This window comes from Paractinoplanes durhamensis, from assembly GCF_016862175.1.
GTDB classification, from domain to species: Bacteria; Actinomycetota; Actinomycetes; order Mycobacteriales; family Micromonosporaceae; genus Actinoplanes; species Actinoplanes durhamensis.
The window spans coordinates 191,221-216,861 of record NZ_BOML01000005.1 but is presented as its reverse complement, the minus strand read 5'-3'; the positions used below and the strand labels follow the sequence as shown (position 1 = coordinate 216,861).

Below are 25,641 nucleotides of genomic sequence, written 5' to 3'. Positions count from 1 at the left end.
GAGCCAGCTGGACGCCAAGGTGGGCCAGCTGGTGGGTCACCTGAGCGTGCAGGTGGATCAGCTGAGCACGCAGATGACCCAGGTCATCGGGCTGCTCCAGCCGCCACCCGCGCCGGAGGTAGCGGCTGCCAACTGACTGGAGGAGCCGCCGCAGGTATGCCTCCGGGTCGGTGAGGAAGAGGCGCCAGCGGTTGGTCAGCTCCAGGTCGGGCCAGGTGGTGCGGCGGATGCCGTGGCCGCCCAACTCGAGGATCGTGGCGCCGGGCAGGGCGGTCAGCAGCGGGGAGTGGGTGGCCACCACCACCTGGGCGCCCGCCCGGCGCAGCGTGTCCAGGTGGGCGACCAGCCGCAGCGTGGACGTGAACGACTGCGGGGCCTCCGGCTCGTCCATCAGGTAGAAGCCGAAACCCCGGAACTTGCGTTCCAGCAGCTCCAGGAATCCCTCGCCGTGGCTGCGTTCGTGCAGGTCGTCGTCCGGCGAGCAGGGGAGGTTCTCGAGGTACGTGTAGAGGCCGTGCATGGTCTCGGCGCGCAGGAAGTACGAGTTGACCCGCTTGCCGGGTGTCCGGATCACCCGCAGGGCGTCGGCCAGCGGCGCCTCGGTCACCCGGGTGGAGTGCATCGCGCCGCGGGAGCCGCCCTCCGGGTTCAGCCCGTGCACGCCGGCCAGGGCCTCGATCAGCGTCGACTTGCCCGAGCCGTTCTCGCCGACCAGGAAGGTCACCCCGGCCGGAAGGTTCAGCCCATGGTCGAGGACGGCCGCGACCGCCGGGATCCGGGCCCACCACACGGCGCGGTCGATCTCGGCGCCGGGCGCCCGCTCGACCCGCCGGATCGGCGGCGGGGTCCTACTCGTCATCCTCGTCGTCGCGGGCCAGCCAGGTGGCGAACCGCTCGATCGGGGTCTCGAACTCGGGGTTCTGGTCGACGAACGTGCGCAGCTGCTCGCCGAGCCACTCCAGTGTCACGGACTCCTCGCCGCGCCGCTGGACCAGTTCCTCGATGCCCCGGTCGGTGAAATACACAGATCCTCCAATGAAAAAGGGGCGCCCTGGGGCGCCCCTTTTTATAGCAAGCTGCTTACGGCCGGGGGAGCGCCGCCTCGATCAGGGCCGACTGCTCGGCGTCGTGCATCTTGGCCGAGCCGACCGCGGGCGCGGCCGCGGCCGGGCGGGAGATCCGGCGCAGCCGGACACCCTCCAGGTGCTCCAGCAGGTTGAGCGCCACGAACGACCAGGCGCCCTGGTTGGCCGGCTCCTCCTGGACCCAGGCGAAGTCCTCCGCGTTCGGGTACTGCGCCAGCACCGCCTTGAGCTCGGCCACCGGCAGCGGGTAGATCTGCTCCATCCGGATGATCGCCGTGTCGGTGATGCCGCGCTCGGCCCGGGCCTGGAACAGGTCGTAGTAGACCTTGCCGGAGCAGAGCAGGACCCGCTTCACCTCGGCGGCCTCCAGCGGCGTGCCGTTGACGCCGGCGTCGGCGAGGATCGGCTGGAACGTGCCGGTGGTGAAGTCGGCGACCGACGACACCGCCAGCTTGTGCCGCAGCAGCGACTTCGGCGAGAACACCACGAGCGGCTTGCGCTTGCTCGAGAGAGCCTGGCGGCGCAGCAGGTGGAAGTAGTTGCCGGGGGTGGTCACGTTCGCCACCCGCATGTTGTCCTGCGCGCAGAGCTGCAGGAACCGCTCGGGCCGGCCGGACGAGTGGTCCGGGCCCTGGCCCTCCTGGCCGTGCGGGAGCAGCAGCACCAGCGACGACTGCTGGCCCCACTTGACCTCGCCGGAGGAGATGAACTCGTCGACGATCGACTGGGCACCGTTGGCGAAGTCGCCGAACTGGGCCTCCCAGAGGACCAGCGCCTCCGGGTTCTCCACCGAGTAGCCGTATTCGAAGCCCATCGCGGCGTACTCGCTGAGCAGCGAGTCGTGCACGAAGAACCGGGCGTTGCCGGTGGCGAGCGTGGACAGCGGCAGGAAGTCCTTGCCGGTCTTGGAGTCGACGATCGACGCGTGCCGGGAGACGAACGTGCCGCGCCGCGAGTCCTGCCCGGCGAGCCGGACCGTCACGCCCTGGTTGAGCAGCGAGCCGAACGCGATCAGCTCGCCGAACGCCCAGTCGATGCCGCCCTCGGCGGACATCTTGGCGCGCCGCTCGAGCAGCTGCTGCACCCGCTTGTGCGGGGTGAAGCCCTCGGGCAGCTCGAGGTGCGACTGGCCGACCGCGCCGACCGCGGCCGCGTCGATCGCGGTGTCGACCTGCGGCTCCGGCTCCTCGGAGATGACCCGCGGCCGCGGCGGCGTGCCGGCCGCGTCCCGAGTGGCCTTGAAGACCTGCTCCAGCTGGGACTGGTAGTCGCGCAGCTGCTCCTGGGCGTCGTCGACGGTGATGTCGCCGCGACCGATCAGCTCCTCGGTGTAGAGCTTCCGCACCGAGCGCTTGGTGTCGATGATCTGGTACATCCGCGGGTTGGTCATCGACGGGTCGTCGCCCTCGTTGTGACCACGGCGGCGGTAGCAGACCATGTCGATGACGACGTCCTTGTTGAACGCCTGGCGGTACTCGAAGGCCAGCTTGGCGACCCGTACGACGGCCTCGGGGTCGTCGCCGTTCACGTGGAAGATCGGCGCCTGGATCATCCGGGCCACGTCGGTCGAGTACATCGAGGAGCGGCTGTACTCCGGGGCGGTGGTGAAGCCGACCTGGTTGTTCACGATCACGTGCACGGTGCCGCCGGTGCGGTAGCCGCGCAGCTGGGAAAGGTTGAGCGTTTCGGCGACCACGCCCTGACCGGCGAACGCGGCGTCGCCGTGCACCAGGAGCGGCAGCACCGTGTAGCCGTGCAGACCGAGGTCGAGGCGGTCCTGCTTGGCCCGGACGATGCCCTCCAGGACCGGGTCGACGGCCTCCAGGTGGGACGGGTTGGCCACCACGCTGACGGTGGTCGAGTGCTCGCCGTCGGGCGTCGTGTACTTCCCGGTCTGGCCCAGGTGGTATTTCACGTCACCGGAGCCGTGCGAGGACTTCGGGTCCATCTGGCCCTCGAACTCGCTGAAGATCTTCTCGTACGGCTTGGCGACGATGTTGGCGAGCACGTTGAGCCGGCCGCGGTGCGCCATGCCGATGACCATCTCGTCGAGGCCGGCGTCGGCCGACGACTCGAGAACGGCGTCCAGCAGCGGGATCAGTGACTCGCCACCCTCCAGCGAGAACCGCTTCTGGCCGACGAACTTCGTCTGCAGGAAGGTCTCGAAGGCCTCGGCGGCGTTCAGCCGGTTGAGGATGTGCTTCTGCTCGTCCTGGTCCGGCTTGGTGTACTTGATCTCGATGCGGTCCTGGATCCAGCGCCGCTCCTCGGGACCCTGGATGTGCATGTACTCGATGCCGACCCGGCGGCAGTAGGTGTCGCGCAGGACGCCCAGCACGTCGCGCAGCTTCATCCGCTGCTTGCCGGCGAAACCGCCGACCGGGAACATCCGGTCGAGGTCCCACAGGGTCAGGCCGTGCTGGAGCACGTCGAGGTCGGGGTGGCGGCGGATCTCGAATTCGAGCGGGTCGGTGTCGGCCATCAGGTGGCCGCGCACGCGGTAGGCGTGGATCAGCTCGACGACCCGGGCGGCCTTGTCGATCTGGCCCTCGGAGGTGCGGGCCACGTCGCGGACCCAGCGGACCGGCTCGTACGGAATCCGCAGCGAGGTGAAGATCTCGTCGTAGAACCCGTGGTCGCCCAGCAGGTATTCGTGCATGGCCTTGAGGAACTCGCCGGACTGCGCACCCTGGATGACCCGGTGGTCGTAGGTGCTGGTCAGCGTGGTGACCTTGCTGACGCCGTGGTCGACGAGGGTGTCGTCGCTCATCCCGGCGTAGGGCGCGGGGTACTCCATCGCGCCGACGCCGATGATCGCGCTCTGCCCGGTCATCAGGCGGGGGATGGAGTGCACGGTGCCGATGCCGCCGGGGTTGGTCAGCGAGATCGTGGTGCCGGAGTAGTCGTCCATGGTGAGCTCGTTGCGCCGGGCCCGCCGCACGACGTCCTCGTACGCCTGCCAGAACTTACGAAAGTCCATCCCCTCGCAGTTCTTGATGGAGGGCACGACCAGGGCGCGGCTGCCGTCCTTCTTGGCGAGGTCGATCGCGATGCCGAGGTTGATGTGCTCGGGCTGCACCAGGGCGGGCTTGCCGTCGATCTGGGCGAACGAGTTGTTCATCTCGGGGTGCTTGATCACCGCGCGGACCAGCGCCCACCCGATCAGGTGGGTGAAGCTGACCTTGCCACCGCGCCCGCGGGCGAGGTGGTTGTTGATCACGATGCGGTTGTCGACCATCAGCTTGGCCGGGACGCCGCGCACCGAGGTGGCGGTGGGCACCTCCAGGGAGGCGTCCATGTTCTGCACGATCTTGGCGGCGACCCCACGCAGGGTGGTGACCTTGGCGCCTTCCGGCGCCTTGCCGTTCGAGGCGGCCGAAGCCGGGGCCGGCTTGGCCGCCGGCGCGGGCTTCGGTGCAGGCTTCGCAGTGTCGGGCACGGTCGGCTTTACCGGGGCGACGGTCGCGGCCGCCGGAGCGTCCGTGCCGGCCCGCGCCGCCGACGCGGTCGCGTTGGCCGCGGTCGCCTCGTCGGGGGTGACGATCGAACCCGTGGCCATCGCCGGCTTGTAGTCGGCGAAGAAATCGTGCCAGGCAGGGTCGACGCTGGTGGGGTCGGCCAGATAGCGCTGGTACATCTCGTCGACGATCCACTCGTTGGGACCGAAATCCGCGAGTGGGTTCTCATGCGAAGTCTGCTGGGTCGACACTTTCGTGTTCGCCTCTTTCACCATGTCTGTCAGCATGCGACTGCTTCTGGCCGCATGGGACGGGGAAGGATTCGGTGTCTAAGGCTACGCCGTGCGGGGACGGAGTCCGTCCCCGCGTCGGCTCTACGAAGGCGTAAAGATTATGTTGCTCTACGAGATGTCGCGACGTTTGGTGATCAGCGTCCCCACGACCCCGGCCACGATCGCGTAGCCGATCAACACCGCGGCACCGACCCATCGCGGGGGGTTACCGGGGAGTTCGGTTCCGGAGATCATCAGCGCCGACGCCGTGGTCGGCACGAGCACCTGCAGGTTCTCGAACCAGTGCGCCACGTACTGGGTGAGCAGGTAGAAGATCAGCCCGACCACCGAGGTGCCGATCACGTAGACGATGCCCAGGATGAGCGTGGCCGCCAGCTGGTTGCGGATCAGCACACCCAGGCCGACGCCGAGCACCGCCCACAGCACGAAGGCCAGCAGGTTGAGCCCGATCGCCCGCCACACCGCGCCCTCGCCGAGCTGAGTGCTCAGGTCGAGCTGGCTCATGATCGGCGGGACCACGATCATGTTGAGCACCGTGGTGAGCAGCCAGACGAACACGCCGACGATCGCCGCCGCGCCGAACTTGGCCAGGATCACCGATTCCCGCTTCGGGGTGACCAGGAACGTGGTGGTCGCGGTGAGGTGGAAGAACTCACTGGTCACGATGATCGCCGAGAGCAGCAGGACGATCAGGATGCCGAAGAACTGCCCACTGGTGTAGAGGCTGGTGGCCACGTTGATCGGCTCGAGGGCCGCGCGGACCTGCTCGGCCTGGTCGGTGCCGGCCGCGTCGTCCGGCGAGGTGTTGGCGAACTGGGCCCAGTTGGCCAGCACGCTCGCCGCGTACAGCGGAAGCAGGACGATGCCCATGATCCACCAGATCGCGGTGGTGCGGAGCTTGAAGAGCTCGGCGTTGATCAGGTTCATCGGATGCCCGCCATTCCGGCCGTGAGCTGCAGGAAGACCTGTTCGAGGTCGCCGCGTTCGCTGACGAGCTCGTGCAGCTCGACCGACGCGGTGAAGGCGGCATGGCCGACCGCGGCCGCCTCGGCCCCGCTGACCAGCAGCGAACCGTCGGACTGCGGCGAGACCTTGGCGTCGATGGCGGCGAGCGCGGTGGTGAGCTCGGCCGCCTGCGGGGTGCGCACCCGGACCTGGGCGGCGCCCATCGAACCGAGCACCTCGTCGACCGGGCCCTGCCGGATCAGCTTGCCGGCCGCCACGATCACCACGTCGTCGGCGAGCAGCTGCATCTCGCCCAGCAGGTGGCTGGAGACCAGCACCGTGCGGCCCTCGGCGGCGAGCGCCTTGAGCAGGTCACGCATCCAGCGGATGCCCTCGGGGTCGAGGCCGTTGGCCGGCTCGTCGAGGATCAGCACCTTCGGGTTGCCGAGCATGGCCGCGGCGATGCCCAGCCGCTGCTTCATGCCGAGCGAGTAGCCCTTGAACTTGCGCTTGGCGGCCGGGGTGAGCCCGACCAGCTCGAGCGTCTCGTCGGCCCGCGAGTCGGGCAGGCCGGCGGCGCGGCAGATCATCCGCAGGTGGTTGCGGCCGCTGCGGCCACGGTGCGCGCTGGAAGCCTCCAGCACCGCGCCGACCTGCCGGATCGGGTCGTGCAGGTCGGTGTATTTCTGGCCGCCGAACGTGGCGTTGCCCGCGGTCGGCGTCACCAGGCCCAGCAGCATGCGCAGGGTGGTGGTCTTGCCGGCGCCGTTGGGGCCGAGGAATCCGGTCACCCGCCCGGAACGCACGCTGAAGCTCAGATCGTCCACGGCTCGAAGTTTTTTGTACTGCTTGGTCAGGTGATCGACGACTATGTCGTCGCTCGCCGGGGCGCCCATCGACGGTGCTCCTTTTCGGCAGGTCGGAGAAGGGATCAACGTACTAGGTCGGGGCCACTCACGTGGGCCCGTGGGCGAAAGCACAAGGCGTTCATGTTTCGGCCATTCATCCCCACCAAGGCCGACATTCCATCGGCAGGTCTCGCCCTTACACAGATCACATGGCCGTTCTCCTGACCGCTCCCGCATCTACCGGGACCAGCGGTTACACCCTGCTCATCGCCGACGACCCCAACCAGGTCGCCGCCGCGCAGCGGCTGCGCCACGACGTCTTCGCCGGCGAACTCGGCGCCACCCTGCACGGTGCGGTGGAGGGGCGCGATGTCGACGAGTTCGACGAACACTGCGACCACCTGATCGTGCGCGACGATGCGACCGGTGACGTGGTCGGAACCTACCGGATGCTTCCCCCCAAGGCCGCCGAACGGGCCGGGCGCCGCTACGGCGACGGCGAGTTCGATCTGAGCGGGCTCAGCCCGCTTCGCGACCAGCTGGTCGAGACCGGGCGCTCCTGCGTCCACCCGGATCACCGCACCGGCGCGGTGGTCAACCTGATGTGGGCCGGCATCGCCCGGTACATGCACCTGAAGAACCTGCGCTGGCTCGGCGGCTGCGCCTCGGTGCCGCTGGACGACGGCGGCGTGACCGCGGCCGGCGTCTGGGCCCGGGTGCAGTCGAAGCACCTCGCGCCGCCGGCGCTGCGGGTCACCCCGCGGATCAACTGGCTGGAGCGCACCGAGCTGGTCGGCGACCCGAAGACGCAGCCGCCCGCGCTGCTCAAGGGCTACTTGCGGCTGGGCAGCTGGATCTGCGGCCAGCCGGCCTACGACGCCGATTTCGAGTGCGCCGACTTCTACGTGCTGTTCTCGATGGACCGGCTCGACCCCCGCTACCGCCGGCACTTCCTGGGGGCGGAGCGATGACGATGATGATGTGGCAGCCCGTCTCCGGGTGCGGGGACGACTGCCGGGACGGCGCCGACATGCGCGCCTTCCCGGGCCTGGCGGCCCTGCGCATGGTCACCCTGGCCGGCGTACTCCTCGGAGGGTTTCTGCTGGTGCCGCTGCTGCGCGGAAACGCGCTGCGGACCCTGGCCCGGGCCATGCTCGCGGTCCTCGGTATTCGACTCGTGCGGCAGGGGCCGGCAATGAAGCCGGGCAGCCTGCTCGCCGCCAACCACGTCTCCTGGCTGGACATTCTGGTGCTGCTCGCGGTGGCGCCGGTCCGGCTGGTGGCGAAGGGCGAGGTGGGTGGCTGGCCGGGGATCGGCGCGCTGGCCGGTCTCTCCGGCGCGATCTTCATCGACCGGTCGCGTCCGAAAGCGCTGCCCAGGACGGTGGCCGAGGTGACTGCCGCGCTGAAAGCCGGCCGGACGGTGGCGGCCTTCCCGGAGGGTACGACGTTCTGCGGCGCCAACCAGGGACAGTTCCGCCCGGCCCTGTTCCAGGCGGCGATCGACGCGAACGCGCCGGTGGTTCCCGCCTCGATCCGCTACGACACGACCGCGGCCGCGTTCATCGGCGACGACACGCTGTGGGATTCGGTCCGCCGGGTGGCCGCGCTACGGTCGCTCACGGTGACCCTGGTGACCGCCCCGGCCCTGCGCCCGGCCGTCGACGCTGACCGCCGCACCCTGGCCCGGGCAGCGCAGTCCTCGCTCGGCCCGAGCGGCTACCGACTGGCCGCCTAAAGGCTGGGTATTTTCCCAGACAACTTTCAGCCACCGTGCAGCGAAGGTGCAGCGTACTGATAAAGAATGGCCACCATGGCCGTTCAGACCCAGCCCAAGCAGAGCGAAGCGAAGCTCCTCGTCGTCGAGGACGACGCGAACATCCTCGAGCTGCTTTCCGCCAGCCTCCGCTTCGCCGGGTTCGACGTCAGCACCGCAACCAGTGGGAGTGCGGCCGTCAGCGCGGCGAAGAACGCGACACCCGATCTGGTCGTTCTCGACGTCATGCTCCCTGACCTCGACGGTTTCGAGGTCATCCGGCTGATGCGCGAGGGCGGCCAGCGTACGCCGGTGGTCTTCCTGACCGCCCGGGACGGCACCGAGGACAAGATCCGGGGCCTGACCCTCGGCGGCGACGACTACGTGACCAAGCCGTTCAGCCTCGAGGAGCTCACCGCCCGCATCCGGGCCGTGCTGCGCCGCACCACTCAGGGTGAGGACGAGCCGTCCCGCCTGGTCTTCGCCGACCTCGAGCTCGACGAGGAGACGCACGAGGTCTACCGGGCCGGCCAGCGCGTGCAGCTGTCGCCGACCGAGTTCAAGCTGCTGCGCTACCTGATGCTGAACGCCAACCGGGTGCTCTCCAAGGCGCAGATCCTGGACCACGTGTGGAAGTACGACTTCCGCGGTGACGACAACATCGTCGAGTCGTACATCTCGTACCTTCGGCGCAAGGTCGACAACGTGCAGCCGCGCCTGATCCACACGCTGCGTGGCGTCGGCTACGTGCTGCGCAAACCCGCGGTCTGAGTCCGCGGACATGACGCTGACCGAGCGGGTTCGTAATTCGATCCCGCCGCAGCCCAGCCTGCGCCAGGTGTCGCTGCGGACCAAGCTGATCGCGTCGGTGCTGATCCTGGTGGTGGCGGCACTCACGCTGATCAGCTCGGCCAGCACCTACGCGCTGCACAACTACCTGCTCCAGCGGCTCGACGACTCGCTGCAGATCTACGCGCAGACCCTGGCCGGCACCCGGGCCGGCAACATCCCGGTGCCCGGCGACTACTACGTGTCGTTCAGCTCGATCGACGGCGTGCGCCGCAACGACCCGATCGCCGGCGACCGGTCGCTGGAAGCGAAGGACTTCCCGCCCCTGGTGACCGGCCTGGAGAACGTCTACGCCGTGATGGGCCAGCCATACACGGTGCGGTCGCCCAACGGCAAGGTCTACTGGCGGGTCCTGGTCGACACCAACAACGCCGGCACGGTCATCCAGGTCGCCGAGAAGCTGTCGGTGATCGAGAAGGCGATCACCTGGATCGTCTGGGTCGACGTGCTGGTCGGCGTCGGGGTGCTGATCGCACTCGCCTCGGTGGGCGCGGCCATTGTCCGGCAGAGCCTGATACCGCTCGTCCAGATCGAGAGAACGGCGGCCGCGATCGCGGCCGGCGACCTCACCCAGCGGGTGCCCGATCCGGAGGCGCACGACGGCGAACCGGTCACCGAGCTGGGCCGGCTGTCCCGCGCGCTGAACGCGATGCTGACCCAGATCGAGGCGGCGTTCACCGCCCGGGCCGAGTCCGAGTCGGCGGCCCTCGCTTCCGAGGCGATCGCGAAGGACGCGGCCGGGGCCGCGCTGGCCTCCGAGTCCCGCGCGGTGCGCTCCGAGGCCAAGATGCGGCAGTTCGTGGCGGACGCCTCGCACGAGTTGCGGACGCCGCTGACCACCATCCGCGGTTTCGCCGAGCTCTACCGCCAGGGCGCGGTGACCGGTGCGGAGGACGTGGCCCGCCTGGTCCGCCGGATCGAGGACGAGGCGTCCCGGATGGGTCTGCTGGTGGAGGACCTGCTGTTGCTCGCCCGGCTCGACCGGGAACGCCCGCTCGAGCTCGGCCCGGTCGAGCTGCCGGTGCTGGCCCTGGACGCGGTGCACGCGGCCCGGGCGACCGCGCCGGACCGCTCGATCGAGCTGGAGATCCGCGACGAGCCGGAGCACCTGGTGGCCGTCGGCGACGAGCTCCGGCTGCGGCAGGTGATCGGCAACCTGATGACGAACGCCCTGGTGCACACGCCGCCGGAGGCCGCCGTGGTGGTCCGGCTGTTCGCCGCGCCGGACAACCGCGCCGTCATCGAGATCGCGGACACCGGCCCCGGCCTGTCCGCGGAGCAGAAGGCGCACGTCTTCGAGCGGTTCTACCGGGCCGACGAGGCTCGCACCCGGCGGGTCGACCGCACCGAGACCGGCACCGGCCTGGGGCTCGCCATCGTGGCGGCGATCGTGCACGCCCACGACGGCACGGTCGAGGTGGACAGCGAGCCGGGCGCGGGCGCGACATTCCGGGTCACTCTGCCCGCCGTGGCGCCCTCCTGATCCTCTTTTGCGCCCGATGTTCGACTCACAGAAGACGTTCAGGCGCTCTACAGGTATGGCCGAGCATGCTGGGGCAATCTAGTCCCCATGAACGAGAACGAGACCGACCCGCGCCCCGTGGACGCCTCCGCCGAGAGCAGCAGCCCGGAGCGGGGACAGTCCGAGCATGCGGCAACCGCCGCACAGCCGGCCGCCGCCGCGGCCCCGCAGTGGAGTGCCCCCGTGTCGAGCGCCCCGCAGTCCGGCACGCCGTGGCCGCAACAGCCGCCGCAGCCGCCGCACTCGCCGTGGCAACAGCCCGCCGGCTACCAGCCGAACCCGGGCTACCCGCCGCCCGCCGGTTACGGCCAGCACCCCGGTTACCAGCAGTATGCCCAGCAGCCGTCCTACGCCGGTGCGGGCGCCTGGTCCGGCACCGCCACCCCGACCACCGCGCAGCCGGCCATCGAGGGGCAGGCGACCTGGCAGGGTGACCAGCCCGGCCAGCAGCCCTGGCAGAACGCCGAGGGCCAGCCCGCCTGGGCGGTGCCGGTCGGCACCGACCAGCGCCCGCCGTCCTCCGGCCGGGGTCGCAAGATCTTCGTGGCCGGCGCCGCCGCCGTGCTGATCGCGCTCGGTGCGGGTGGGGTCGGCGCCGCCACGGCACTGGCCTTCGACGACAACGGCAGCAGCCCGAAGGTGCAGACCGGCAACTCGTCGGTCACCCGGGTGGTGGACCGGTCCTCGCTGGCGGAGATCGCCTCGGCCGTGCAGGACAGCGTCGTCTCGATCACCACCGAGTCCGGTGAGGGCTCCGGCGTGATCCTCTCCGCCGACGGCTACATCGTGACCAACAACCACGTGGTCGCCACCGCCCAGGGCTCGACCGTCACGGTCATCTTCGCCGACGGCAAGAAGGCCCAGGCCACCATCGTCGGCACCGACGCGCGCACCGACCTCGCCGTGGTCAAGGCGACCGGCGTCTCGGACCTGAAGGCCGCGAAGTTCGGCAAGAGCGCCGACATGCAGGTCGGCGACACGGTGCTGGCGATCGGCAGCCCGCTCGGCCTGGAGGGCTCGGTGACGGCCGGCATCCTCAGCGCCAAGGACCGCACCATCCAGTCCAGCAGCGAGGAAAACCAGCAGCAGAGCCCGTTCGGCAGCAACAACCAGCAGCAGTCGTCCGGCGCGACCACGATGTCCGGCCTGCTGCAGACCGACGCGCCGATCAACCCGGGTAACTCGGGCGGCGCCCTGGTCAACACGAACGGCGAGGTCATCGGCATCAACTCGGCGATCGCCACCCAGGGCTCGAGCTCCGGCAACATCGGCCTCGGCTTCGCCATCCCGAGCGACAAGGCCAAGCAGGTCGCCGACGACCTGATGGCGGGCAAGAAGGTCAGCCACCCGGCCCTCGGCGTCAGCGTCACCGACGCGGAGAACGGCGGCGCTCTGGTCAGCACCGTCACCGCCAAGAGCGCGGCCGCCACGGCCGGTCTCCAGCAGGGCGACGTCGTCACCGCGGTGGACGGCAAGACCATCGATGGCTCCGACGACCTGGTCGCCGCCGTGCAGGGCGGCACCGTCGGGCAGAAGATGACCATCGACTTCACCCGCAACGGTGCCAAGAAGCAGGTCACGGTCACCCTGTCCGAGGCCGACTGACACCACGGACCAGAAATCCCTCCCCGCTGCGGCGGGCGGTGTGACAAGGGGGTTGTCACGCCGCCCGCCGCACGTTTGGCTATGCCGTTATCCAGGAACATTCGGGACAAGCGGCTCTTTTAGTCACCGAGGACTCGCGCAGGTCACGGCCAAGCGCTTAATCTCCAATCCGCTATCGGCGGCTCCCCCGCCACCGAGCATGGAGAGGCCGCTCAGGTGACCTACGTCGAGACCCGGATGAACGTCTGGGAAGCCCTGGCCGGACGGGCTCCGGGTGAGCCCGGTGGCCCCGTCGACCCCGGTCTGTGGGGTGCTGTCGTCGACCGGCTCAACCCGGTCCGGGCGCGGCCCGTCCTGCGAGCCGGCATCGAGGCTGTTCAGCTGACCTCTGCCCGTGGCGAGGCGTACATCATGCTGCGCTCGCCGGACACCGGCACCCGGGCCGGCTATCTGCGCCTCACCCCCGAGGAGTGGCAGCTCGCCCTGCTGATGGACGGGGAGAACACGGTCGCCCGCCTGGTCGCCGAGTTCGCCCGCATCGCCGGCCGGCTCGCCCCCGACCAGGTCCGCCGGGTGGTGGCCGACCTGGCCGGCAACCGGATGCTCGACGAGCTGCCGATGGACGCGTTCCGTCCGGTCGAGGAGACCCGGCGCAAGGCGCTGCCGGAGCGCGTCGGCAACTCGATGCTGGCCGCCGCGCGCGGCCGCCGGATGCTCGTCTTCGACGTCGACAGCCTGGTCACCGCGCTCTACCGGGCCGGCGGCCGGTTCTTCTTCAGCACCGCCGCGTTCTGGGCCACCGGCATCCTCGCCGTCCTCGGCCTCGGGCTGTTCGTGGCCACCTGGTCACGCGGCAGCCGGTCGCTGTTCCTGACCGGCGACTCCTACCTGGTCGGCGCGATCGTCCTGGTCGTGCTCAACGGCTTGGTGCTGGGCACGCACGAGCTGGCCCGGGCGCTGGCCGCCAAGGCCGCGGGCCGCGAGGTCCCGGCCGCCGGCCTGCTGGTCTATTTCGGCATCCCGTCGTTCTTCGTGGACACCACCGACGTGTGGATGGCCGGCCGCCGGGCCCGGATGCTGGTGGCCGCGGCCGGACCGGGCAGCGCGCTGCTGCTCGGCGCGCTGGTCCAGCTGGGCGGCCTGGCCGTACCGGCCCTCGGCGGCCTGGCCTTCAAGCTCGCCTTTTTGTGGTATTTGAACGCCTTCTTCCAGCTCAGCCCGTTCCTGCCGCTCGACGGGCAGTACCTGTTGATGGACTGGCTGGAGATCCCGCAGCTGCGCGCCCGCGGTCTCGCCTGGGTCGGCGCCCGGCTGCGCGGCCGCCCGCCGCGCTGGTCGGTGCTCGACCGCGAGGGCCGGCTGGTGGCGCTCTACGGCATTCTCTCGGTGGCCTGGCTCGCGGTCGCCGCGGTGCTGGCCTTCCGGATCTGGGAGGACCGGGTCTCCGGCCTGGCCACCGGCCTGTGGCAGACCGGGCTGTTCGGCGGCCTGCTGCTCCTGCTCGTGGTGCTCGGCCTCGGCGCACCCGCCGTCTTCTTCCTGCTCGGCCGGCTGACCCGCTGGTGGCGCCGCTCCCGGCAGCGCAGTGCCGAGGGCGACCGCGAGGCGGACAGCCCGCGCCGGCTCGCCGCGCTGCGCGCCTCCGACCTCGGCGGCCTGCCCGAGCCGGCGCTGCAGGGCCTGGCCGCCCGGGCCCGCTGGGAGCACCCGTCCACCGGCCGCCCGCTGATCCTGGCCGGTGGCTCGCAGTCGGCCGTCTACGTCGTGGTCGAGGGCGCGCTGACCGCCCGTAAGCCCGGCGATCCGCCCGGCACGGTCCGCCACCACGTCGGCCCCGGCGGGGTCGTCGGCCTGGTCAACGCGCTCACCGGCCGGGCCACCCAGCTCGATTGGTACACGTCCGGCACCAGCCTGCTCTACATCCCGAGCGCCACCGTGGCCACCGTGGTCGGGCCGCTGCCCGGCCCGCCGCCGCAGGACCGCGCCGAGGCCGAGTCGCTGTTCGCCGACACCCCCGCGCTCTCCGGCCTCGCGGTCGACCAGCGGCTCGCGCTGATCGCCTCGGCGCACCCGGTCGACCTCGAGCCGGGCGCACCGGTGATCCTGCCCGGCCCCACCCACGCGGTGGTGGTCGAGTCCGGCGTGATCGCCATGGCCGACGGCACCGAGCTGCGCCGCGGCACCCTGGTCGGCCCGGTCGGCGACGGCAGCCCCGGCATGGTGGCGCAGACCCTGACCACGGTCCGCCTCTGGGTCCTCCCGGACGCCTCCGACCTGCCCCCGCTGGTCGGTGCCACCCACCGGCCCGGTTCGCCGATGCCGGTGGTCGCGGTCAACGGCGGGCTCCGGCCCGGCGCGCCCGCCCCGGACGCGTACCCGCCGCTCGCCGTTCCGCCCGGCCCGCCGGAGGGGCACGACAACCAGTCGGTCGACCGTCGTTTCGAGAGCCGCCTCTGGTGGCTCACCGTGGTGCTGCTGGTGATCGCCCTGGTGTTCACCGTGATCAGCTTCCGGCCCGGGCCGGCCTGGGCCGAGATGCCCCGCGACCGGGTGCTGATCACCGTCGACCAGGGCCGCGCCACCACCCAGGGCGACGACGGCGACCTGATCACGGTCGAGCCGGGCGGCGAGCGTTACCTGAACCAGGGCACCGAGGTCGACGTGCCGGCCCAGTCGACGGCCCGGCTCACCTTCCCGGGCGGCGGCGTCACCGTGCTCTGCGCGAGTTCGCGGATCATGGTCAGCGCCCTGTCCGTCGACGGTGGCCGGCACCAGACCCCGCGCGGCGGCCTCACCCTGCAGGCCGGCCGGGTGCTGGCCGACACCACCGGCACGAGCGGGGCGTTCAACCCGCTCGTCCTGAGCGTGACCCGTCCCGACGGCAAGGTGACCAACGCCGGTGCCGCCTGGTATTCGGTGGACCCGAGCGCGGTCACCGTCTCGACCGGCAAGGTGTCCGTCGCCGGCGCCGCCACCGAGGGCAACGGTGCCAAGCTGAGCTGCGGCGACGGCGTCGAGGTCACCCAGCCGTCGGAGGAGGCCACGCCCAGCGAGGAGCCGGTCCCGTCCGATGCGGCGACCGTGGACCCGTCGGCGAGCGTGGTGCCGTCGGTGAGCGCCGCCACCAGCGCGACGGCCGACCCGGCCGCCACCGGCGACTCGACCACCGAGCCGACCGAGGCCACCACCACGACGAGGGCCCCGACGACCCGGCCCACCACGATCCGGCCGCCGACGACCACGAACCCGACCACCAGGCCGACGACGGCGCCGACGACCGCACCGACCACCGCCGCCACCACGGCTCCGACGACCACTCCGACCCCGGAGGACACCGGAACCAATCCGTCGGTCTCACAGGTACAGGAGAGCCCCTCGGCATAGGTAATGTCTGAGGCATCGGAAGGGGAGCCGATGCTCTGCTGGTTCTGTGCCGAGGCCGCCCGTGCGAGTTGCCGCTTCTGCGGGCGTGCCGTCTGTCCCGACCATGCCCGCTTCGGGCCCTACCTTCTCCAGGTGAGTCGTTCCGAGATCCGGCAACGGGTCGAGGCGCTCGTCGTGGAGGACGCCGTGCAATGCGGCACCTGCCGGCCGAGACCACACCCGGTGGCGATGCCCGAACTGGACTGAACGCCGTACCGTCTAGGCATGACCCAACAGGACGCGGACGGCGACGACCTCGGCATGTGGTCGGAGTTCGGCACGGCGGCCGCGATGGCGGCTGCCCAGGTGCCCGAAGGGCGGGCGGGGGCGGGCGACCATCCCGATCACCCCGACCTCGACGGCCTGCCGGCCGTGCAGGGGCTGGGCGACGCTCCGTCGATCGGCCTCGACGAGGCGGTCCGGCACGCCACCGCGGCGGTGACACAGGCCGCCGCCCCCAAGGGCTATCACAACCGGGTCGACGCCGACGGCGACGGCCATCTGGACGCGGCCACCTACCGGGGTGACGGGCACGGCGGCGCCGAGATCCTGGTCGATCTCGACGGCGACGGAAAGGTCGACTTCATCGGCCACGACACCGACCTCGACAACCGGGTCGACTTCGCCGACTACGACAAGGACCACGACGGCGTCTTCGAGAAGCGGATGATCGACGACAACCACGACGGCTACCTGGACCGCGCGGAGTTCGGGCACGGCAGCTGACTCTTTACAACTACAGTTAATAATCCTAATAATTGGCCATGCGCCGATCGATGATCATCGTCATGGCCGCCGTCCTCGCCGCGGGCGGCACGACCGTCTACCTCGCCTCGACCGCGAGCGCCGCCACCGCGTGCGCGCCCGCCTGGAGCGCCGCCCAGGTCTACGTCGGTGGCAACTCCGCTTCGCAGAACGGCCACAACTACGCCGCCAAGTGGTGGACGCAGAACGAATCCCCGGCGACCCACTCCGGCCAGTGGGACGTATGGGCAGACAGCGGGGTGTGCGGGGGCACGACGCCGCCGACCACCAGCCCCACGACGGCACCCCCGACAACGACGCCCACCACGGCGCCGACGACTCCGCCGACCAGCTCCCCGGTCGGCGGCATCCCGAAGCACGCCCTCATCGGCTACCTGCACGCGAGCTTCGCGAACGGCTCCGGCTACCTGCGGATGGCCGACGTCCCCGCCGACTGGGACATCATCAACCTGGCCTTCGGCGAGCCCACCAGCGCCACCTCCGGCGACATCCGCTTCACGCTCTGCCCCGCGACCGAGTGCCCCGGCGTCGAGACCGAGGCCGCCTTCATCGCGGCGATCAAGGCGAAGCGGGCGGCCGGCAAGAAGGTCCTGCTCTCCATCGGCGGCGCCAACGGCCAGGTCCAGCTGACCACCACCGCGGCCCGCGACACGTTCGTCAGCTCGGTGAGCGCGATCATCGACAAATACGGCCTGGACGGCGTGGACGTCGACTTCGAGGGCCACTCGCTGTCCCTGAACACCGGCGACACCGACTTCAAGAACCCGACCACCCCGGTGATCGTCAACCTGATCAGCGCCCTGAAGAGCCTGAAGGCCCGCTACGGCACCAACTTCGTGCTGACCATGGCCCCCGAGACGTTCTTCGTCCAGCTCGGCTACCAGTACTACGGCTCCGGCCCGTGGGGTGGCCAGGACCCGAGGGCGGGTTCCTACCTCCCGGTGATCTACGCCCTGCGCAACGACCTGACGATCCTGCACGTCCAGGACTACAACTCCGGTTCGATCATGGGCCTGGACAATCAGTACCACTCGATGGGCGGAGCCGACTTCCACATCGCCATGACCGACATGCTGCTGGCCGGCTTCCCGGTGGCCGGCAACACCGCCAACGCCTTCCCCGCGCTGCGCGAGGACCAGGTGGCGTTCGGCGCTCCGAGCTCGGTGAGCGCCGGCAACGGCTACGTGGCTCCGGCGGCGGTCCAGCAGGCGGTCGGCTGCCTGGTGAGCGGCGCGAACTGCGGCGGCTACACGGTCCGCAGCGGCACCAACCCCAGCTTCCGCGGCCTGATGACCTGGAGCATCAACTGGGACAAGTTCTACAGCTGGGAGTTCCAGCTCCAGAACGGCAAGTTGGTGAAGGCGCTGCCCTAGAAGGTCAAAATCAGGATGTCGTGCCTGGGTGGTGGGTGACGGACCGTCGCTCACGCCGAGGCCGGGCCGGGGCCCAGCAGAGCTGGCCCTGGCCCTGACTTCATTCTGCGTGCGTGGCAAATTCAAAACCTGAGCACCCGATCGCCACGGCGGCTCAGCCGGCGATGGCGTTGTGCACGGCGACGCGGTGGGTGTCGGGGTTGGACCATGACCAGTTCGGGTGGGCGCGGTTGGTCAGCAGCACCACCACCGTCTGGCGGGCCGGGACCACCAGCAACGACGTACCCGTGAAGCCGGTGTGGCCGAAGGCCGTGGCCGAGGCCAGCTTGCCCATGAACCACGGCTGGTTCATCTCCACGCCGAGGCCGTGGTCGGCGGAGCGGCCCGGGCGTTCGGCGTCGATGGCCGGCTTGCCCTTGTTCACGTCGGTCAGCATCTGCTTGACCGTTGCGGCCGACAGGATGCGCTTGCCGTGGTAGGTGCCGCCGTTCAGCAGCATCTGGCCGATCACCGCCACGTCGCGGGCGGTGCCGAAGACGCCGGCATGGCCGGCCACCCCGCCCAGGGTGTTGCACACGTCGTCGTGGACGGTGCCGCGCAGCAGGCCACGGGACGTGCGGGCATCGGTGGCCACCAGGCGCTGCTTGTCGGCGACCCACTTCAGCGGCTGGAAGCCGGTGTCCTTCAGGCCCAGCGGGGTGGTCAGGTTGTCGCGCAGTGCCTTGTCCAGGGACTTGCCGGTGAATTTCTCGACCAGCCGGCCCAGCACCATGAGCCCGGTGCTGGAGTAGCGGAACGTGGTGCCGGGGACCCCGCCCTTGACCAGCGGCGTCGTCATCACCGACTGCCAGCGCGCGGTGTTGCCGGCGAAGCCGGTCACCTTGGCGCCGACCGGCAGCGCGCTGGTGTGCGCCAGCAGCATCGCCACCGTGATCTTGTCCTTGCCGGCGCCGGTGAAGTCGGGCAGGTACTTCAGCACGGGCGCGTCCAGCGCGATCTTGCCCTGGTCGACGAGCTGCAGCGTGAGGATCGCGGTGTAGACCTTGGTGAGCGAGGCCAGGTCGAAGATCGAGTCGGTGCGCATCGCCACGCGTTTGGCCGCGGGCAGGTCGACCGGGCCGGCTCCGTAGCGCAGGGCGTGCCCGACCGCCGTGGTCATCCGGGTGCTGCCGTCCTGCATGACGAGCGCGACCGCACCGGCGTACCCCGGATGCTTGGGGTTGTCCTTGGTGGGTTTCAGATATTTCGTCAGGGTGTCCTTGACCTTGGCGCCGTAGGGCGCCGGGGCCGACCGGGTGGCGGCGGTCGTGGGCCGGGCAGCCGCCGACGGGCCCGCGGCGGCGGCCAGCGGTTCCGACGTGGCCACCGGTTCGCCCCAGGTGGGGGTGGTCGAGGCGGCCCGGCCGCAGCCGGCGAGGCCGGCGGCCAGTCCGGCGGCGAGGACGGCGCGGCGCGGAAGGGTCACGGCGACGATGATGACACGGCTGAGGGTCAAAAGCAGAGGTGGGGACGCCAGTGGATCGTGACACGATGAGGTCATGGTCGACAGTTCGGTGGCGTTCGTGCTCGGTGGTGGCGGTGTTCTCGGCGCGGTCGAGGTGGGGATGCTGCGGGCGCTGTTCCGAGCCGGCTTCCGGCCGGACGTGGTGGTCGGCACGTCGATCGGCGCGGTGAACGGCGCCCTGGTCGCGGCCGACCCCAGCGAGTCGGTCACCGACCGGCTGGTCCGGCTGTGGACGTCGCCGGAGGCGGCCGCCGTCTACGGCGACTCGATCGGGCGCCAGGTGCGCCGGTTCGCGGCCCGCACCCACCTGCACTCGCCGATGCCGCTGCGCCGCCTGCTGGAGAGTGAGCTGGGCGAGCACACCACGTTCGGCGACCTGAAGATTCCGTTCCGCTGCTGTGCGGCCAGCATCGAGCGGGCCGCCGAGCACTGGTTCGACAGCGGGCCGCTGGTCGACGCGGTCCTGGCGTCGTCGGCGGTGCCGGGTCTGCTGCCCCCGATGGAGATGGACGGGGAGCACTATGTGGACGGTGGCATCGTCAACTCGATTCCGATCGGCGAGGCCGTCCGGGTCGGTGCGAAACTGATCTTCGTGCTCCAGGTGGGGCGGGTGGAGCGCCCGCTCAGCGTGCCCCGCCGGCCGTGGGAGGTGGCACAGGTGGCGTTCGAGATCGCCCGCCGGCATCGGTTCGCGCGCGAGCTTGCCGCGCTGCCCGACGATGTACGGGTGCATGTCCTGCCGAGCGGCAGTGGCGAGGGCCGCGACGACTCGCCGTGGGCCTACCGCGACATGGCCGCGGTCGGCCGCCGGATCAGCCGCGCCTACGTCGCCTCCCGCCGCTACCTGCACGCCAACGTGCATCCGCTGCCCGGGAGAGAAAGGCCAGGCGACAGCTGATGCCGCTGCCTCCGGTCTGGGTCCGCCGGCTGATCTTCGCGCCGTTCGTGGTGCTGCTCGCGATCGGGCTGCTCACCACCCTCCCGGTCTGGCTGCTGCTCGCACTCGCGGCGTCGCCGCTGGTGCCGGGCCATCTGCGGGTGCCCCGCCTGGTCTTCCTGGCCATCGTCTACGTGGTCTGGGACGCCGCCGCCCTGGTGGCGCTGGCCGCGCTGTGGGTGGCGTCCGGCTTCGGCTGGAGGATCCGCGGCCCGGCCTTTCAGCGCGCCCACTACGTGCTGACCGGCAAGTTCCTGGGCGTGCTGTTCTGGCTGGCCCGCTGGTCACTGCACCTGACCGTGGACGTGGTCGGCACCGACCCGGACACGGCGATCCCGGGCCGACCGGAGATCGTGGTGAGCCGGCACGCCGGGCCGGGCGACTCGTTCATCCTGATCCACGGGCTGGTCAACTGGTTCGACCGCGAGCCGCGGATCGTGCTGAAGGCGACCCTGCAGTGGGACCCGGCGGTGGACGTGCTGCTCAACCGCCTGCCGAGCCGCTTCATCATGCCGGGCCGAGCCGCCCCGGGGCGCAAGAGCCTGGAGGACGAGGTCGGCGAGCTCGCGGTCGGCCTGGACGAGAACGACGCGTTCGTGATCTTCCCGGAGGGCGGCAACTTCACGCCCCGGCGCAAGGTCCGGGCGATCGAGTGGCTGCGGTCCCGTGGGCTGTTCGACGAGGCGACCCGGGCCGCGAAGCTGCGCAATCTGCTGCCGCCGAAGCCGGGTGGCCTGTCCGCGGCGATCGACGCGGCCCCGGACGCCGGGGTGATCTTCGTGGCGCACACCGGGCTCGACCGGATGGTGACGGTCGCCGACGTGTGGCGCGAGCTGCCGATGGACAAGCAGCTCATCATGCGGTTCTGGAGCGTCGAGCCGGAGGACGTGCCGGCCGGCGAGGAGGAGCGGGTGGCCTGGCTCTACGACTGGTGGGCCCGGATCGACGCGTGGATCGAGGAGAACCGGCCGGCGGTCCGTCCGCTGGGCACGGACTGGACCGCCCGCCGGCGGTCTCAGGAGCCGAGCGAGCTGTAGAAGCTGTCCGGCGCTTCGGTCACCTCGGCGGCGGCCGGGGCGGTGGCGTTCACCGGCGCACCGTAATCGGCGTAGGTCACGTCGATCGGGTCACCCTGCGGGACCGTGATGGTCAGCTTGGACAGCCGGCCCTGGTCGTCGAGGGTCGCGGTGAACGGCACGTTCTGGGCGGCGGTGCCGTACCCGTCGATGGTCACCTGGCTCAGGCCGGCGAGACCGGCCGCCTTGGTGAGATCGAGCGAACCGGCGTACGTGTTGGTGCCGGTCTCCTTGACGTCGGTGGCGGCGCCGAGCAAATTGGCCGTACCCACCGGGTCGATCTGATTCGGCCGCAGGCCGATGGTGGTCCCGGCCGGCAGCCGGGAGCCGTCGAGGTGAGTCCAGGTGCCGGCCTTGGTGATCCCGGGAACCTGGGCGTAGAGGTCGTTGCCGATCAGCAGCGTCTTGATGTTGATCTCGGCGTTCGGCCCGCTCGCGGTGAGCTGGGCGGTCCCCTTGCCACCGGGCGCGTCGATCGCGCCGGTCAGCTTGAAGCCCGTCCCGGAGGTCGCGGTGAGGCCGAAGCTGGTCGTGCCGAGCAGGGCTGTCGCCTTCGACAGGGCCGAGACCGCGCCCGCATCGGCGGCGCCCGAGGAGGGGCCGGCCGCCACGCTCGGCGCCGGCGCACTGGAGGCAGGAGTAGCGCTGCCGTTGTCGCACCCGGCCATCGCGAAGGCGGCCGTGGCCACCGTCGCGAGACCCAGCCCGGTGAGCCGTGGTGTCCGCATGTACGTCCTCCCTGACGTTGCCGGAGCAAGGGGGATGTGGGCTCCGGCTCATCTACATCAATTCCCGACCGGGCCGCTGGGCAAACGGCACCTTCCGGGTACGGCATGATGGGGCCGAGGCAAGAACACCTGGAGGATCCGTGAGATTCGAGGTCAGCAAGGTCCTCGATGCGATCGAGGCGCGGCTGTCCACCGATCCGGCGCTGGCGCGCGCGGTGGTCGACCTGTCGGAGATCGTGCGTTACGCCGACCTCGACGGCGGTCGCCCGGCCAGTTCGGTGCGCCTCGGTCTGGTCGTCGACGCCCTCGGTCGCTACTTCGCCGAGGAGAATGTGCCGGTTTACGTGGTGTCCCCGCGGGGCCTGCTCTCCGACACCGACCTGACCTCGAACGAGCGGATGGTGATCCGCCGCTGGGCCGACGACGGCAAGGTCGAGGTGGTCCCGGTGCTCGACGACCGGGTCTTCGAGGTGGCCGAGATGCTCGGCGTGCCGGTGCTCACCCGCACCCGGGGCGAGCAGTTCCGCGGCCGCCGCCAGTGGGTGGACGAGCCGGGCCGGCTGCTGGCCGCGGTGGCCGGCGAGGGCGGCACCCCGGTGCTGGTCTCCCGGGTGGGCCGCGGCGACCCGGGCAAGCAGGCCGAGCGCACCCCGATGGCCGAGCGGTTGCTGGCCCGGGTGTGGAGCTGCCCGGAGTCCAACTGCACGAGCTTCGGCACGGGCATCGACACCGACAGCCCGTTCGCCGACATGCGCACCTACACCAGCCCGGTCGCCCAGCCGCCGCCTGCGCTGCGGGCCGGGGCGCCGACCTGCCCCCGGCACGGCGCGAAGCTCAAGGACGCGGGCCCGCGCCCGGCGGTGGAGGTGCTGTCGGTCCGCATCGACGGCGTCGTCCGCAAGCGATTCGTGGTCTCCACCGAGTCGCCGGTGGTGGTCGGCCGGGCCCCGGAGGGCGGCCAGGGCGTGATGCTCGGCCAGTGGCTGAGTGAGGACGCCCGGAAGTGGATCAGCCGCGGGCACGTGAAGTTCACGCTGCGCGAGGACGGCACGCTGACCGTGCAGGACGTCAGCACGAACGGCTCCGGCATCCGCCCGGGCGGCTCGAGCGACGACGACGAGCGCGTGACGCTGGGCCGCAGTGAGAGCCGCCCGCTGGCCCCGGCGGACGTGGTGGAGCTGTACGCCGGGGTCAACGTGGGCCGGTCGAAGATGTGGGCCACCGGCGGGGTCGTCCAGCCGGCCTCGGTGATGGGCGAGGCCCCGACGATGGCCCTGCGTAAATTCGAGCGCTAAAGGATGGCGGCCAGCTGGGCCACCGCGTGGTCCAGCTCCTCCGCCGTCACCACGAGCGGCGGGGCCAGGCGGATCGTCGACCCGTGGGTGTCCTTGGCCAGCACGCCACGCTCGGCGAGCCGCTCGCAGGCCTGCCGGCCGGTCATCAGCGCCGGGTCGATGTCGACCCCGGCCCACAGGCCGCGCCCGCGCACCGCGAGCACACCCTTGCCGATCAGCGCGTTGAGCCCGGCGTGCAGGCGGTCGCCGAGCTCCTCCGAGCGCTTCTGGAACTCGCCGGTGGCCAGCAGGCGCACCACCTCGGCACCGACCGCGCAGGCCAGCGGGTTGCCGCCGAAGGTGGAGCCGTGCTCGCCCGGCTTGAGCACGCCGAGCACGTCGGAGTTGGCGGCCACCGCGGAGACCGGCACGATGCCGCCGCCGAGGGCCTTGCCGAGCACGTACATGTCCGGCACGACCTCTTCGTGCTCGATCGCGAACGTGCGGCCGGTACGGCCCAGGCCGGACTGGATCTCGTCCGCCACGAACAGGGCGTGGTGCGCGTCGCACAGCTCCCGGACGCCGCCGAAGTAGCCCTCCGGCGGCACCAGCACGCCGGCCTCGCCCTGGATCGGCTCCATCAGCACGGCCACGGTGTTGGGCGTGAAGGCGTCGGCCAGCGCGGCCAGGTCCCCGTACGGCACGATCGTGAAGCCCGGGGTGTACGGCCCGAAGTCGGCCTTGGCGTCCGGGTCGGTGGAGAAGCTGATGATCGTCGTCGTACGCCCGTGGAAGTTGCCCGCCGCCACGATGATCTCGGCCTGCCCGTCCGGCACGCCCTTGACCTGGTAGCCCCACTTGCGGACCACCTTGATCGCGGTCTCCACCGCCTCGGCGCCGGTGTTCATCGGCAGCACCAGGTCTTTTCCGCAGAGCTCGGCGAGCCCGTGGCAGAAGTCGGCGAACTTGTCGTGCACGAACGCCCGGCTGGTCAGCGTGACCCGGTCGAGCTGGGCGTGCGCGGCCGCGATCAGGCCGGGGTGCCGGTGCCCGAAGTTGAGCGCCGAGTAACCGGCCAGGAAGTCGAGGTAGCGGCGCCCGTCGACGTCGGTGACCCAGGCCCCCTCGGCCTCGGCCACCACGACCGGCAGCGGGTGGTAGTTGTGTGCGGTCCAGCGCTCAGCGTCCGCCAAAGCGATGGCCGTACGCGTGTCGACACTTGTCATGCTGTGCCTCCTTTAGGCATGCCCTTTTGGCCCTCGCCTGCGGCCTGGGCGTGCAGCTCACCCACGTGCCGCTTGGTGCAGGCGGTCATGCCCTGACCTCCAACGTGCAGCACTTGGGGCCGCCACCGGCTTTGCGCAGCTCGGAGACGTCGACCCCGACGGTCTGGTAGCCGGCCGACTGCAGCTCAGCGGCCAGGTGGGTGGCCTGGACCGGCAGGACCACGGTACGGCCGTTACTGACCGCGTTGAGGCCCAATACCGCGGCATCCTCCGCATTCGCGATCACCGCGTGCGGGTAGAGCTGGCGGAGCACGGCCTGCGAGCCGGGCGAGAACGCCGACGGCAGGTAGGCGATGTTGGTGTCGTCGAGCACGCAGAGCGCGGTGTCGAGGTGGTAGTAGGCCGGGTCGACCAGCTGCAGGGTGATCACCGGCCGCTGCAGCACCTCCTGGGTCTCGGCGTGCGATGCGTGCGAGGTGCGGAAGCCGGTGCCGGCCAGCAGCACGTCCCCGGCGAGCAGGATGTCGCCCTCGCCCTCGTTGGTGTGCTTGGGCTCGGTGACGTCGAAGCCGCGCTCGCGGAACCAGGCCGCGTAGGCCGGGGCCTCGTCGGCCCGCTCGGCGTCGCGGAACTGCACGGCCAGCACCCGGCCGTCGACCACGGTGGCGCCGTTCGCCGCGAACACCATGTCGGGCAGGCCGGGCAGCGGGTCGATCAGCTCGACGGTGTGACCCAGGTCGAGGTAGGTCTGCCGGAGCGTCTCCCACTGCCGGACGGCGAGGGCGTTGTCGTACGGCGCCGTGGGGTCCATCCACGGGTTGATCCGGTACGTGACCGCGAAGTGGGTGGGGCGGCACATCAGGTATCGGCGCATGACTCAAACGCTAGGGCCGTTCGGACGTACGGACCCATGGCTCGATCATGCGTTCCGCAGCGATTCGTTGCGTCATTTTCAGGACAGCCGGAGATTCGTT

At 70.8% G+C, this 25,641-nt stretch carries 20 protein-coding genes; 11 read left to right on the top strand and 9 right to left on the bottom strand.

Going from position 1 to position 25,641, the window contains the following annotated elements; all coding sequences use genetic code 11:
- The 5 genes from Adu01nite_RS02920 to Adu01nite_RS02900 form a co-directional block, all read right to left on the bottom strand.
- Window positions 1-859 (bottom strand): AAA family ATPase (locus Adu01nite_RS02920; protein WP_203724627.1); only part of this gene is annotated, 859 nt, incomplete at its 3' end.
- Window positions 849-1,025 carry a DUF6104 family protein gene (locus Adu01nite_RS02915; RefSeq protein WP_203724626.1) on the bottom strand — a complete coding sequence of 59 codons (177 nt, stop codon included), beginning with the start codon at window positions 1,023-1,025 and terminating at the stop codon, window positions 849-851. The genes Adu01nite_RS02920 and Adu01nite_RS02915, both read right to left, overlap by 11 nt.
- A 55-nt stretch (window positions 1,026-1,080) precedes the next feature.
- A complete protein-coding gene (locus Adu01nite_RS02910) occupies window positions 1,081-4,818 on the bottom strand; it encodes a multifunctional oxoglutarate decarboxylase/oxoglutarate dehydrogenase thiamine pyrophosphate-binding subunit/dihydrolipoyllysine-residue succinyltransferase subunit (RefSeq protein ID WP_438871063.1) in 3,738 nt (1,245 codons plus the stop codon).
- A gap of 126 nt (window positions 4,819-4,944) precedes the next feature.
- On the bottom strand, window positions 4,945-5,763 hold the full coding sequence (locus tag Adu01nite_RS02905) for an ABC transporter permease (protein ID WP_203724625.1): 819 nt from the start codon (window positions 5,761-5,763) through the stop codon (window positions 4,945-4,947).
- Complete coding sequence (locus Adu01nite_RS02900; protein ID WP_203724624.1) at window positions 5,760-6,677, bottom strand: ABC transporter ATP-binding protein; 918 nt, start codon at window positions 6,675-6,677, stop codon at window positions 5,760-5,762. Before Adu01nite_RS02900 ends, Adu01nite_RS02905 begins: the two co-directional genes overlap by 4 nt.
- 161 nt (window positions 6,678-6,838) lie before the next feature.
- On the opposite strand from Adu01nite_RS02900, the gene Adu01nite_RS02895 reads away from it, so the two are divergent.
- The 8 genes from Adu01nite_RS02895 to Adu01nite_RS02855 all read left to right on the top strand — a co-directional run bounded on the left by Adu01nite_RS02895 (window position 6,839) and on the right by Adu01nite_RS02855 (window position 17,922).
- Window positions 6,839-7,600 carry a GNAT family N-acetyltransferase gene (locus tag Adu01nite_RS02895; protein ID WP_203724623.1) on the top strand — a complete coding sequence of 254 codons (762 nt, stop codon included), beginning with the start codon at window positions 6,839-6,841 and terminating at the stop codon, window positions 7,598-7,600.
- Window positions 7,597-8,367 carry a lysophospholipid acyltransferase family protein gene (locus tag Adu01nite_RS02890; protein ID WP_239132089.1) on the top strand — a complete coding sequence of 257 codons (771 nt, stop codon included), beginning with the start codon at window positions 7,597-7,599 and terminating at the stop codon, window positions 8,365-8,367. The genes Adu01nite_RS02895 and Adu01nite_RS02890 overlap by 4 nt, the downstream gene beginning before the upstream one ends.
- A gap of 75 nt (window positions 8,368-8,442) precedes the next feature.
- Complete coding sequence (locus Adu01nite_RS02885; protein WP_275414612.1) at window positions 8,443-9,156, top strand: response regulator transcription factor; 714 nt, start codon at window positions 8,443-8,445, stop codon at window positions 9,154-9,156.
- A 10-nt stretch (window positions 9,157-9,166) separates the two neighbouring features.
- Window positions 9,167-10,717 (top strand): sensor histidine kinase, encoded by a 1,551-nt coding sequence (locus tag Adu01nite_RS02880; RefSeq protein WP_203724621.1) that lies wholly within the window; start codon window positions 9,167-9,169, stop codon window positions 10,715-10,717.
- 87 nt (window positions 10,718-10,804) lie between these two features.
- A complete protein-coding gene (locus Adu01nite_RS02875; RefSeq protein WP_203724620.1) occupies window positions 10,805-12,361 on the top strand; it encodes a S1C family serine protease in 1,557 nt (518 codons plus the stop codon).
- Window positions 12,362-12,577: 216 nt separating this feature from the next.
- Entirely contained in the window at window positions 12,578-15,745 is a 3,168-nt protein-coding gene (locus Adu01nite_RS02870; protein ID WP_203724619.1) for a zinc metalloprotease, read from the top strand.
- Window positions 15,746-16,009: 264 nt separating this feature from the next.
- Window positions 16,010-16,510 carry a hypothetical protein gene (locus Adu01nite_RS02860; RefSeq protein WP_203724618.1) on the top strand — a complete coding sequence of 167 codons (501 nt, stop codon included), beginning with the start codon at window positions 16,010-16,012 and terminating at the stop codon, window positions 16,508-16,510.
- A gap of 50 nt (window positions 16,511-16,560) precedes the next feature.
- Entirely contained in the window at window positions 16,561-17,922 is a 1,362-nt protein-coding gene (locus Adu01nite_RS02855) for a chitinase (RefSeq protein ID WP_438871065.1), read from the top strand.
- A gap of 154 nt (window positions 17,923-18,076) precedes the next feature.
- Here the strand turns inward: Adu01nite_RS02855 and Adu01nite_RS02850 are convergent, their stop codons facing one another.
- Window positions 18,077-19,387 (bottom strand): serine hydrolase domain-containing protein, encoded by a 1,311-nt coding sequence (locus Adu01nite_RS02850; RefSeq protein WP_203724616.1) that lies wholly within the window; start codon window positions 19,385-19,387, stop codon window positions 18,077-18,079.
- Between the two features lie 73 nt (window positions 19,388-19,460).
- Between Adu01nite_RS02850 and Adu01nite_RS02845 the strand changes: the two genes are divergently transcribed.
- Window positions 19,461-20,324: a patatin-like phospholipase family protein gene (locus tag Adu01nite_RS02845; RefSeq protein ID WP_203724615.1), complete on the top strand. Its 864-nt coding sequence runs from the start codon at window positions 19,461-19,463 to the stop codon at window positions 20,322-20,324.
- The gene (locus Adu01nite_RS02840; RefSeq protein WP_203724614.1) at window positions 20,324-21,400 is read left to right on the top strand and encodes a 1-acyl-sn-glycerol-3-phosphate acyltransferase; all 1,077 of its coding nucleotides are present in this window, start codon (window positions 20,324-20,326) and stop codon (window positions 21,398-21,400) included. Before Adu01nite_RS02845 ends, Adu01nite_RS02840 begins: the two co-directional genes overlap by 1 nt.
- Here the strand turns inward: Adu01nite_RS02840 and Adu01nite_RS02835 are convergent.
- Window positions 21,379-22,167, bottom strand: coding sequence for an LppX_LprAFG lipoprotein (locus Adu01nite_RS02835; protein ID WP_203724613.1), 789 nt, complete (start codon window positions 22,165-22,167; stop codon window positions 21,379-21,381). The two genes, Adu01nite_RS02840 and Adu01nite_RS02835, sit on opposite strands and share 22 nt — an antisense overlap.
- Before the next feature lie 140 nt (window positions 22,168-22,307).
- Here Adu01nite_RS02835 and Adu01nite_RS02830 point away from each other — a divergent pair, with 140 nt between their 5' ends.
- Complete coding sequence (locus Adu01nite_RS02830) at window positions 22,308-23,462, top strand: FHA domain-containing protein (RefSeq protein ID WP_203724612.1); 1,155 nt, start codon at window positions 22,308-22,310, stop codon at window positions 23,460-23,462.
- On the opposite strand, the gene rocD is transcribed toward Adu01nite_RS02830, so the two are convergent.
- Together rocD and ddaH are read right to left on the bottom strand one after the other, a co-directional pair.
- Window positions 23,459-24,667 (bottom strand): ornithine--oxo-acid transaminase, encoded by a 1,209-nt coding sequence (gene rocD / locus Adu01nite_RS02825; RefSeq protein ID WP_203724611.1) that lies wholly within the window; start codon window positions 24,665-24,667, stop codon window positions 23,459-23,461. The genes Adu01nite_RS02830 and rocD overlap by 4 nt on opposite strands.
- An 85-nt stretch (window positions 24,668-24,752) precedes the next feature.
- Window positions 24,753-25,541 (bottom strand): dimethylargininase, encoded by a 789-nt coding sequence (ddaH, locus tag Adu01nite_RS02820; protein ID WP_203724610.1) that lies wholly within the window; start codon window positions 25,539-25,541, stop codon window positions 24,753-24,755.
- Window positions 25,542-25,641: the final 100 nt, after the last annotated feature.

Excerpts from the sequence above, each read along its gene's own strand:
- Adu01nite_RS02895 (WP_203724623.1), top strand. The coding sequence starts at position 6,839 with ATGGCCGTTCTCCTGACCGCTCCCGCATCTACCGGGACCAGCGGTTAC.
- Adu01nite_RS02860 (WP_203724618.1), top strand. The coding sequence starts at position 16,010 with ATGACCCAACAGGACGCGGACGGCGACGACCTCGGCATGTGGTCGGAG.
- Adu01nite_RS02900 (WP_203724624.1), bottom strand. The coding sequence starts at position 6,677 with ATGGGCGCCCCGGCGAGCGACGACATAGTCGTCGATCACCTGACCAAG.
- ddaH (WP_203724610.1), bottom strand. The coding sequence starts at position 25,541 with ATGCGCCGATACCTGATGTGCCGCCCCACCCACTTCGCGGTCACGTAC.
- Adu01nite_RS02840 (WP_203724614.1), top strand. The coding sequence starts at position 20,324 with ATGCCGCTGCCTCCGGTCTGGGTCCGCCGGCTGATCTTCGCGCCGTTC.
- Adu01nite_RS02890 (WP_239132089.1), top strand. The coding sequence starts at position 7,597 with ATGACGATGATGATGTGGCAGCCCGTCTCCGGGTGCGGGGACGACTGC.
- Adu01nite_RS02910 (WP_438871063.1), bottom strand. The coding sequence starts at position 4,818 with ATGGTGAAAGAGGCGAACACGAAAGTGTCGACCCAGCAGACTTCGCAT.
- Adu01nite_RS02835 (WP_203724613.1), bottom strand. The coding sequence starts at position 22,167 with ATGCGGACACCACGGCTCACCGGGCTGGGTCTCGCGACGGTGGCCACG.
- Adu01nite_RS02880 (WP_203724621.1), top strand. The coding sequence starts at position 9,167 with ATGACGCTGACCGAGCGGGTTCGTAATTCGATCCCGCCGCAGCCCAGC.
- Adu01nite_RS02845 (WP_203724615.1), top strand. The coding sequence starts at position 19,461 with ATGGTCGACAGTTCGGTGGCGTTCGTGCTCGGTGGTGGCGGTGTTCTC.
- Adu01nite_RS02885 (WP_275414612.1), top strand. The coding sequence starts at position 8,443 with ATGGCCGTTCAGACCCAGCCCAAGCAGAGCGAAGCGAAGCTCCTCGTC.
- rocD (WP_203724611.1), bottom strand. The coding sequence starts at position 24,667 with ATGACAAGTGTCGACACGCGTACGGCCATCGCTTTGGCGGACGCTGAG.
- Adu01nite_RS02855 (WP_438871065.1), top strand. The coding sequence starts at position 16,561 with ATGATCATCGTCATGGCCGCCGTCCTCGCCGCGGGCGGCACGACCGTC.
- Adu01nite_RS02875 (WP_203724620.1), top strand. The coding sequence starts at position 10,805 with ATGAACGAGAACGAGACCGACCCGCGCCCCGTGGACGCCTCCGCCGAG.
- Adu01nite_RS02905 (WP_203724625.1), bottom strand. The coding sequence starts at position 5,763 with ATGAACCTGATCAACGCCGAGCTCTTCAAGCTCCGCACCACCGCGATC.